General features: G+C 58.0%; 1 protein-coding gene and 1 pseudogene. One reads left to right on the top strand and one right to left on the bottom strand.

All coding sequences use genetic code 11. The features are described from left to right. Positions 1 to 2: 2 nt before the first annotated feature. A pseudogene (locus tag AC1DSG_RS30710) lies at positions 3 to 164 on the bottom strand (SWIM zinc finger family protein); the annotation flags it as partial. 486 nt (positions 165 to 650) lie between these two features. Here AC1DSG_RS30710 and AC1DSG_RS30715 point away from each other — a divergent pair. Further along, a partial coding sequence (locus AC1DSG_RS30715) for an alpha/beta fold hydrolase (RefSeq protein WP_477794225.1) occupies positions 651 to 1952 on the top strand: 1302 nt, incomplete at its 3' end.

Consider the following 1952-nt stretch of genomic DNA (forward strand, 5'->3'; position numbering starts at 1 on the left):
CCTCATATGAGTGAGGCTGCAACCAGCTCGCGACTAAACGAAGGGGAGGCAGCTGTGCACAGGTTAGTCGACCGATGAGCCAAGAAATCGGCGCGCCGAAGCGCCCTGCGCACAACCGCCATCAAGTGCAGACATGGGATACCTGACTGACAGAGACATTGTGCGTCTTGACATCAACGGGCGACYAAACCCGATCACTGATGGGCAGTGACGGGAATCAAGTTACCGAGCAGCACCAAGGCGCACAAGCCGGCGGATTCTGGCGTAGCCGTGGGCAACGGCGCAAGGATTTGTAGCTTTCAGGACGTAACCCTGATGGCGCTTAAACACGCGCTCTCAGGAGTTGTTGAATGAGCTGACACGCAGGTCCTACAGGCCATGAAAGCTTCGAAAACAGTCAGCAAGCCGTTGACGTATTTATAGGGACAATCCCGGACCAAAGGTCATGGTTTGTCATGAAGTGAAAAAGCGTTGTCGCCAAATGAAATGTTGACCTCCCCCCCGTCTATACACTGCTCCTCCGGAACTACGTGGCAAGCCCTGCCTTTCTGCGGTTCGCCCGGCCGGCACAATGCCGGTCGGTTGCCCGCCGCCATATAAAAATAAAACTGCCGGGCGCCCGTATTGGGGTGCCTTACCGGAGTGTCACAATGAACAAAAAAGACAAAGAGCTCTCCCAGCAAGCTGCGATGCACACATTGAGCCTGAATCCGGCGTTCGGTCCTCGCGGGCGCGACCTGCTTGGCAGCGCCCGCATGGTCCTGCGACAAGTGTTGAAGCAACCCGTGCACAGCGCTCGGCATATGGCTGCATTCGGCATTGAGCTGAAAAATGTCCTGCTCGACCGCTCGCAGCTCAAGCCAGCGGCGGGAGACAAGCGCTTCGACGAGCACACTTGGCAGCACAACCCGCTTTACCGTCGCTACAAGCAGACTTACCTGGCCTGGTGCCAGGAGATGAACGACTGGATCAGCACCAGCAACCTTAGCGAACAGGATGCTCAACGTGGTCAGTTCGTCATCAGCCTGCTGACCGAGGCGATGGCGCCAACCAACACCCTGGCCAACCCGCTAGCGCTCAAGCGCTTCCTTGAAACCGGCGGCAAGAGCGTTCTGAATGGCTTCTCGCAGCTGACCCGGGACCTGATCGAAAACGGCGGCATGCCCAGCCAGGTGGACAAGACGGCTTTCGAAGTGGGCCACAATCTGGGCATCACCGAAGGTGCGGTGGTGTTTCGCAATGAGCTGCTGGAGTTGATCCAGTACAAGCCCCGTACCGAGCAGGTGCAGGTGCGTCCGTTGTTGGTGGTACCGCCACAGATCAACAAGTTCTACCTGTTTGATCTGACGCCGGAGAAGAGCTTGATCCGCTTTCTCCTCGACAGCGGTATCCAGACCTTCGCTGTCAGTTGGCGCAATCCGGGCAAGGCACAGCGTGAATGGGGTTTTTCCAGCTACGTTGAAGCCCTGAAGGAAGCGATCGACGCGGTTCTTGCAATTACCGGCAGCGCCGACCTGAATACCTTCGGAGCCTGTTCCGGAGGCTGCACCATGTCCTCGCTGTTGGGTCACTACGCCGCCCTGGACGAGAAAAAGATCAATGCCTTTACCCTGGCGGTCAGTATGTTGGACATACGTCCCGACACCCAGGTCGGGCTGTTCGCCGACGAGAAGACCCTGGAGGCCGCCAAGCGCCGTTCCTATCAGGCTGGCGTGCTGGAGGGCCGCGAACTGGCCAAAGTCTTCGCCTGGATGCGCCCCAATGACTTGATCTGGAGTTACTGGATCAACAATTACCTGCTCGGCAAAGAGCCGCCGGCTTTCGATGTCCTCTACTGGAACAACGACACAACCAACCTGCCAGCCGCGCTGCACGGCGAATTCATTGATATGTACCAGACCAATCCGTTCGCCCGCGCCGGTGCGATGGAGGTCTGCGGCACACCGATAGAC

The organism is Pseudomonas sp. P5_A12 (assembly GCF_056400685.1).